The organism is Nioella sp. (genome assembly GCF_964229645.1).
GTDB lineage: Bacteria > Pseudomonadota > Alphaproteobacteria > Rhodobacterales > Rhodobacteraceae > Nioella.
On sequence record NZ_CAXREX010000308.1, the window covers coordinates 1 to 7,128 of the forward strand.

Here is a 7,128-nt window from a genome sequence, read left to right on the forward strand (position 1 = left end):
GCGGACTTTTCGGGCTTTCGCTGCGCCGTTCACGAAGGTCCGTTGCCCCCTCTTCTTTAGGGTGGACTAAGCATCGAGTAACGCATCGATCACCGCGCATTCTGGGGCAGCATCGCCGGTGCATCGCGCAACAGTGTCCGACAGGACGCGCTCGATGCGCTGCAGATCGGCAATCTTGGCCTGAACGTCAGTCAGATGATCTTCGGCGATGATCTGCACCTCGGCGCATGTCCGGGATCGGTCATCGACCAGCCCAAGCAGCCCGCGAACCTCTTCGAGAGAAAAGCCTAGATCGCGGGACCGCATGACGAATTTCAGCCGCTTGACGTGGGCATCGTCGTAGCTTCGGTAGCCCTTCGTACTGCGCGGCGGGTCCGGCATGATCCCGATTTTCTCGTAATAGCGAATGGTTTCCAGGTTGCAGCCCGTTGCGCGGGCCAAATCGCCCCGCCGAATTGATCTCACGCTTGTGTTACTCATTGTGCCGAAAAATCCCTTGAGCCTGTATCAACTACAGACCCTAGAACGGTGGAAACATCTGTTCAAGGAAGATTCGATGGAACAACATTTGGCGGAACTTCCGCAATCTCAGTCGCAGAAAATTGGCGACGAAACCACCAAGGGATGGGGCGTGACCGGCCTCGGCGTCCTCGGTGCGCTGGCGATGACTTCTTGCTGCATCCTTCCATTGGTGCTGGTCAGCTTTGGCGTGACAGGCGTGTTCATCGCGCAGCTCGGGGCGCTCTATGCCTACAAATGGTACACCTTCGCGCTGAGCGCCGCGTTTTTGGGATACGGCTTCTACAAGGCTTACAAGCCTGTAGATGCCGAGGCCTGTGCCGATGGCACCTGCGCCCGCCCCATCGACCGCCGCATCATGCGCGCAACCCTCTGGGCCGCTTCCGCGATTGTCGCTGTCGCCATGATCTTTCCCTACATCACCCCCTTCATCCTGAAATTCTGAACGAGGACCATGACCATGAAGCATCTCCTGTTATCCGCCCTGGCCATCGTCGCACTCTCGACCCCGGCCCTCGCTGAAGAGCGCCAGGTCGAGATCGCCGTCAGCGAACTGACATGCCCGTCCTGTTCGTTCATTGTTGCCAGCTCGATGCGCGGTGTTCCGTCGGTCGAGATCGCCGCATTCGAGGACGGCCCCGAATACGGGCAGGGTGTTTACAGCGTGACCTACGATGACGCCGAAACTTCCATCGAAAGCATCATCGGCGCGGTGACGGCCAATGGCTATCCGGCGCAGGTGCTGCCCGACACAGCCTCCTGAGCCGCCTGCAATGCGTGACAATCTGATGGGTGGCCTGCTGGCCTTCGGAATAGCAGCTCCGGTCGTGGTCGTCTGCTGCGGCGGCGGAACTGCCGTGCTTGCAGCGTTGTTCGGCGGCGTTGGGGCTTGGCTCTCTGGAATGAGTGGCATTGCCGTGCTGGTTTTGGCGGGTCTGACCTACCTGATCGTCCGCGCACTGCGTCGTTCGCAAATGAAACGCGCCTCCGGCCCCGACCCATCACAAAGAAAGACGGCTCCTTGACTGACACACCTGAAAATTCCGACCGTCTGCTGAAATGGGGGCTTGGCGGTGCGCTCTTCGCCGCGCTCTGCTGCTTTACACCGCTTCTGGTCGTCATCGTCGCTGGCGTCGGATTGTCGGCCCTCACGGGCTGGCTCGATTACGCCCTGTTCCCGCTGCTGTTTTTCAGCCTCGCCGTGGTGGCACAGGCCCTTTGGCTGCGCGCTGGCAAACCGGGACCGGCCCCGAAACTTTGGGCCACCGGCCTCGCGGTGGCCCTGTCGATCCTGATCATTCTTCTCGAATTCAGGTTCGCAATACGGATCACAATCGGCGTTTTCGCCGCCACAGCACTCTACGCGGTTCTCCTGAACCGTGCGCAAAAGAAAGGATCGCTCTTATGATGATGGGATGTTGCACCGCCACCGGCATGGTCTTCGGCCTCCTCGGCATGTTGACACCGCTGATCGCCATCGGCGCGGTCATATATCTGCTCGCCGCCAGACCAAAAGACCCCGAACATGGCGAGGCGCGCTGAGATGAAAGACCTGAACAAAAACGACGATGAACAGGGCGGCTATGACCTGATCGTTCTTGGGGCCGGATCGGCGGGGTTCTCCGCCGCAATTACCGGCGCGGATGCCGGAAAGCGTGTCGCCCTCGTAGGACATGGCACCATCGGCGGAACTTGCGTCAACGTGGGATGCGTGCCCTCCAAGGCGATGATCCGTGCGGCAGAGGCCGTGCACTGTGCGGGGGCTGCCAAGCGGTTCCCCGGCCTGTCGGGACGGGCACAAGTGGATGATTGGCAGACGCTCGTTCAGTCCAAGGACGATCTGGTCACGACCCTGCGCCAGAAGAAATACGCGGACCTTCTGCCGGAATATGAGGATGTCGATTACATCGACGCCGGTCCCGCGCGGCTGATCGAAGGTGGCGTGACAGTCGGTGAGCGAACCCTGAAAGCACCGAGGACCATCATCGCCACGGGCGGGCGTCCCGTTCTGCCGACCATCGACGGCATCGAGGAAATCGGCGCGCTCAACAGCACCAGTCTTCTGGAACTCGAAGTACTGCCGAAAAGCCTGATCTTCATCGGCGCGGGCTACATCGGCGCGGAGCTGGCCCAGATGATGAGCCGCATGGGCGTGAAGGTCACGCTTGTCGCCCGTTCGCATCTGTTGCCCGGCGCGGAACCAGAGGTCTCGGAGGCATTGGCGGCGGCGTTCGAGGCCGAAGGCATCACTCTTCTGACCGGGTTAAGCTACGACACTGTGCGCCGCGACGACGCGGGCGTGACACTGCGCGTGATCCAGAACGGAAAGCCTGTCGAAGTGACGGCGGATCACCTCGTTTCGACCGCTGGCAGGCGGGCCAATACCAAAGATATGGGCCTGGACGCAATCGGCGTGGAAACCGACGCGCGTGGGTCCATCGTCGTCGGCGAGGACATGCAGACATCGGTGCGCGGCATCTATGCCGCAGGCGATGTGACCGACCGCGACCAGTTCGTCTATATGGCGGCCTATGGTGCAAAGCTCGCGGCCAAAAATGCGGTTCTCGGCGAAGACCATCGCTACGACAACGCCGCGATGCCCTGGGTGGTGTTTTCCGACCCGCAGGTCGCGGGCGTCGGTCTCGGTGAAGCCCAGGCGCGGGACGCGGGCCTCGACGTCAAGACGTCCATCGTACCGCTCGATCAGGTGCCGCGCGCACTGGCCGCACGCGACACGCGCGGATTGATCAAGCTGGTGGCGGACAGAAAGTCCGACCGGCTGCTTGGCGGCCAGATCATCGCGCCCGAGGGGTCCGATACGATCCAGACCCTCGTTATGGCGCTGAAGTTTGGCATGACCACAAAGGCGCTCGGGGAGACGATCTTCCCCTATCTGACGACCGTGGAAGGGCTGAAGCTGGCGGCGCAAACCTTCGATATGGACGTGGCAAAGTTGAGCTGCTGCGCCGGATGAAGATCAGGACAAGGACCGGAGAATGAATGAAGACTACGACCTGATCGTCATCGGGGCGGGCATGGCGGGCGTGGCCGCGGCCAACAAATGTGGCGCGGCAGGATGGCGTGTCGCCATTGTCGATGCGCTGCCCTACGGCGGCACCTGCGCATTGCGCGGCTGCGATCCAAAGAAAATCCTGCGGCGCGGTGCGGAAATCATGGACGCGGCACGGCTCATGCAGGGCAAGGGGATCGATCCCGGTGATCTGTCGATCAACTGGGCCGATCTGATGGCACACAAGCGTGGCTTCACCGATCCCGTGCCGGACAAGATGGAAAAGGGCCTGTCGGGCAACGGCGTCGAAACCCTGCATGGAGCCGCGCGGTTCACGGGAAGCAACACGCTGGAGGTCGATGGAACGGCATATCAGTCGGAACGGTTCCTCGTGGCCGCCGGTGCCATGCCCAGGCCGCTGAGCTTCACAGGGGCCGATCTCGTGATCGACAGCACGGATTTCCTCAACCTGGAGGCCCTTCCCAATCGGGTTCTTTTTATCGGTGGCGGCTTCGTGTCCTTCGAGTTTGCGCATATCGCCGCACGGGCCGGAGCCAACCCGATCATCGTGGATCGTGGCGCCCGGCCCTTACGCGGCTTCGATCCCGATCTGGTCGAAATGCTGATCGACCGCAGCGGCGGTATCGGCGTGGACCTGATGCGCGAAACCGAAATCGTGTCGGTCTCGGAAGCCAGTAGAGCATTCACTGTCGAGGTGAAGTCGGGCGATGAAACCCGAACAATCGAAACCGATCTGGTCGTGCATGGCGCGGGCCGTGTGGCAGCCCTGGCCGATCTGAATCTTGAGGCGGCTGGTGTTGATTACAGCGACAAGGGCATCGTTGTAGCCCCGCATCTGCAAAGCACGACAAACAGCGCGGTCTTTGCCGCCGGAGATTCCGCCGACACCGATGGCATGCCGCTGACGCCAGTCGCAGTGATCGAAGGGAAGGTCGCGGCCTCCAACATGCTCAAAGACACTCAGACCGCACCGGATTATGCCGGTATTCCTACAGCCGTCTTCACAGTCCCGGAAGTGGCGCGTGTCGGCATGTTGGAAAGTGAGGCAAGGGACGCCGGGTATGATGTCGATGTTCGGTTCACCGACACTGGCGATTGGTATTCGAACTACCGGATCGGCGAGACCTCTGCTGCCGCGAAGGTCCTCGTGGACAAGTCGAACGGCAAGATCCTCGGCGCGCACCTGTTCGGCCCGGAATACGGCGAACTGATCAATTTCTTCGGGCTGGCAATCAAGCTGGGCCTGGCGGCCAAGCAACTTAAGTCGATGACGGCGGCCTATCCAAGTGTTGGATCGGATTTGGGCTCGCTTCTCTGAATTTGAAAGATTTTTCGCAATAGACCCGATCCTCCTCGGAACGTATGTCTGGCCCGATGAAGACGGTTCTTATCTACTTCGCCGCTGCGCTGGCCGAAATTGCCGGATGCTTTGCTTTCTGGGCCTGGTTCCGGCTGGACAAGAGCGTGTTTTGGTTGGCACCGGGCATGCTGTCCCTTGCCGCTTTCGCCTGGCTACTGGCGCTCAGCCCCGCCGATCAGGCGGGCCGCGCCTATGCAGTCTACGGTGGCGTTTACATCGTATCGTCCCTGCTGTGGCTATGGGGCGTAGAAGGGCATCGCCCGGATCAATGGGATGTAGTTGGAGCGGTCATTTGCCTTGTCGGTGCGGGTATTATTCTCTGGGCACCGCGCAGTATTTGAGAGGCAGCCGCAGACGGGGTGAAGCGCTGAATCGTTCGATTAGATCGCCTTTTGGTTCACGCGTTCCGACAACTCGGCGCTGCTTTCCCTCCGCATCGCGGCTGCGATCAAGCAGGTTTTCTACCGCCCTCGAAAGCAGCGATACATCCTTTACGCAGCATCGGTCAAAGTGGGCTCAAACCGGTCATTCGCCGCACCCCGCGCGAACGGCCGCAGTCAGCTTAGCGTAGGATTCCACACTCTCCCGCAAACGACCCCTTATGAGTAGTCAGAAAGATAACCGGCAGGCCAATCTGACGCGCGGCATCCGCGTCGAGATCGCCAGCCTCGTCTACAACATCATCGAGGTCGTCGTATCCGTCACCGTGGGACTTCTGACCGGCAGCGCGGCACTGGTAAGCTGGGGTCTCGACAGCACGGTCGAAGCCACCTCAGCCGCGACGCTGATCTGGCGCTTGAAGGGGGAGAAGGACGGTGCCGGCAAGCGCACGGTCCTGCACCGCAAGAAGGTCGCGCTCTACGTGGTTGCCTGTGCCTTCTGGATCGTCGTCGCGGCGATCCTCTACGAGGCGGTCTCCGCCTTCATTTCGCAGAAGGCGCCGGGCTTCAACTGGTGGGGTATCGCGATTCTGGGTGCTTCGCTCGTGGTCAACCCGTTCCTCGCCTGGGGCAAGTATCGCTATGGCAAACGGCTCGATGCGCCCGCCCTGAAGTACGATGCCAAGGACACCATGATCTGCCAGTATCAGACAATCGTGGTGTTGGCCGGGATCGGTCTGACGCAATGGATGGGCTGGTGGTGGGCCGACCCGGTCGCGGCGCTTCTGATCGTGCCCTACGTTGCGTGGGAAGCGTTTGAGGCCACCAAGGATGCGCGGTCGGTCGAGCCGGAGGAGGCCGACGCTACTGCCGACGCCTGACGTTGCGCATGATGAACCGGGATTTAGGCATGGGTGGCAGTTCGCCGGTTTCCAGATCCAGAACCTGATCCGGCACTTCGAAGTTGATGGCGTTCACCAAGAAACTGCAAAACGCCTTCATCTGGCTGATCGCGATCCACTCGCCAGGACAACGGTGGTTCTTGTGGTGATCACCACCGCCCTGCGGAATGAAGTCGTAGGGGTTGTCTTCCCGATCCTGAAACCGCTCGGGCCGGAACTCTTGCGGCGCGTCCCACGAACGAGCGTCGGTATTCGTGCCGTAGAGGTCGAGCAGAACCCTGTACCCTTCGGGGAAGCGATATCCGCGCCACTCGAAATCCCTCTTCACCCGTGCTGCGACCGCGGGAAAGAACGGATAGAACCGCCGGACCTCTTGCACGAAAGGTTCGAACTGTCCCTCGTCGTCCTTCAGCTTTTGCCGCCACTCCGGATGCCGATGCAGGGCATGCGCAGCCTGGGCGATGAACGCCGAGACCGCGACGATCGGGCGTACGACGTTCAGAAGCTCCACGGCGGCCACTTTGGAAGTCAGCAGCTCCCCGTTCAGGTCGCGCCAGGTCGCGACGACATGGGCTGCGCTTTCCTGTCTTGTCTGAAGGCTTCCGTCGCGCACCCGTTCGATAATCCCGGCCGCCCAACGCTCTGCGCGATGCCGCGCCAGACGCGCGCCCCAATGCTTCCAGCCGACGGCCCCGGCGTCCTGGAAAAGCGCCGTCATCTGCGCCGTCCGCGTCTCCACCTCTGCTTCGGGAAGCGGCACGCCCGACCAGTCGCAGGCGATTCTGGTGAGGATTTCGCGCGCTTGGTCGTAGAGAACGACCTCGTCCGCCGCTTCCCAGTCCCGTGCGTAGCGGTCCAACAGGTCCCGCGTCGTGTTATCGAGAGCTTCGATCCGCTCCGACGCCATGAGTGACATGAACATCTGCTTCCGATGAC

General features: G+C 61.4%; 11 protein-coding genes. 9 read left to right on the forward strand and 2 right to left on the reverse strand.

Annotated elements, in window-relative coordinates; all coding sequences use genetic code 11:
- Positions 1-66 precede the first annotated feature (66 nt).
- The gene (locus ACEQXV_RS19270) at positions 67-480 is read right to left on the reverse strand and encodes a helix-turn-helix domain-containing protein (RefSeq protein WP_153218054.1); all 414 of its coding nucleotides are present in this window, start codon (positions 478-480) and stop codon (positions 67-69) included.
- A gap of 76 nt (positions 481-556) precedes the next feature.
- Between ACEQXV_RS19270 and ACEQXV_RS19275 the strand changes: the two genes are divergently transcribed.
- From ACEQXV_RS19275 to ACEQXV_RS19315, 9 genes are all read left to right on the forward strand, one after another.
- Positions 557-964 carry a mercuric transporter MerT family protein gene (locus ACEQXV_RS19275; RefSeq protein WP_007803565.1) on the forward strand — a complete coding sequence of 136 codons (408 nt, stop codon included), beginning with the start codon at positions 557-559 and terminating at the stop codon, positions 962-964.
- A 15-nt stretch (positions 965-979) separates the two neighbouring features.
- The gene (locus ACEQXV_RS19280) at positions 980-1,282 is read left to right on the forward strand and encodes a hypothetical protein (protein WP_040545980.1); all 303 of its coding nucleotides are present in this window, start codon (positions 980-982) and stop codon (positions 1,280-1,282) included.
- A 10-nt stretch (positions 1,283-1,292) separates the two neighbouring features.
- Positions 1,293-1,544 carry a hypothetical protein gene (locus ACEQXV_RS19285; protein ID WP_072629817.1) on the forward strand — a complete coding sequence of 84 codons (252 nt, stop codon included), beginning with the start codon at positions 1,293-1,295 and terminating at the stop codon, positions 1,542-1,544.
- A complete protein-coding gene (gene merF / locus ACEQXV_RS19290) occupies positions 1,541-1,927 on the forward strand; it encodes a mercury resistance system transport protein MerF (RefSeq protein ID WP_007803570.1) in 387 nt (128 codons plus the stop codon). The genes ACEQXV_RS19285 and merF overlap by 4 nt, the downstream gene beginning before the upstream one ends.
- Positions 1,924-2,061: a hypothetical protein gene (locus tag ACEQXV_RS19295; protein WP_007803572.1), complete on the forward strand. Its 138-nt coding sequence runs from the start codon at positions 1,924-1,926 to the stop codon at positions 2,059-2,061. Before merF ends, ACEQXV_RS19295 begins: the two co-directional genes overlap by 4 nt.
- 1 nt (position 2,062) lies before the next feature.
- Positions 2,063-3,493 (forward strand): mercury(II) reductase, encoded by a 1,431-nt coding sequence (gene merA, locus ACEQXV_RS19300; protein WP_057796628.1) that lies wholly within the window; start codon positions 2,063-2,065, stop codon positions 3,491-3,493.
- Between the two features lie 22 nt (positions 3,494-3,515).
- Positions 3,516-4,868: an NAD(P)/FAD-dependent oxidoreductase gene (locus tag ACEQXV_RS19305; protein WP_017467591.1), complete on the forward strand. Its 1,353-nt coding sequence runs from the start codon at positions 3,516-3,518 to the stop codon at positions 4,866-4,868.
- Positions 4,869-4,924: 56 nt separating this feature from the next.
- Positions 4,925-5,251 carry a YnfA family protein gene (locus ACEQXV_RS19310; protein WP_040546036.1) on the forward strand — a complete coding sequence of 109 codons (327 nt, stop codon included), beginning with the start codon at positions 4,925-4,927 and terminating at the stop codon, positions 5,249-5,251.
- Between the two features lie 260 nt (positions 5,252-5,511).
- Positions 5,512-6,171, forward strand: a complete 660-nt coding sequence (locus ACEQXV_RS19315; protein WP_082379096.1) for a cation diffusion facilitator family transporter — start codon at positions 5,512-5,514, stop codon at positions 6,169-6,171.
- Here ACEQXV_RS19315 and ACEQXV_RS19320 read toward each other — a convergent pair.
- Positions 6,155-7,128 (reverse strand): cytochrome P450 (locus tag ACEQXV_RS19320; protein ID WP_370270527.1); only part of this gene is annotated, 974 nt, incomplete at its 5' end. The two genes, ACEQXV_RS19315 and ACEQXV_RS19320, sit on opposite strands and share 17 nt — an antisense overlap.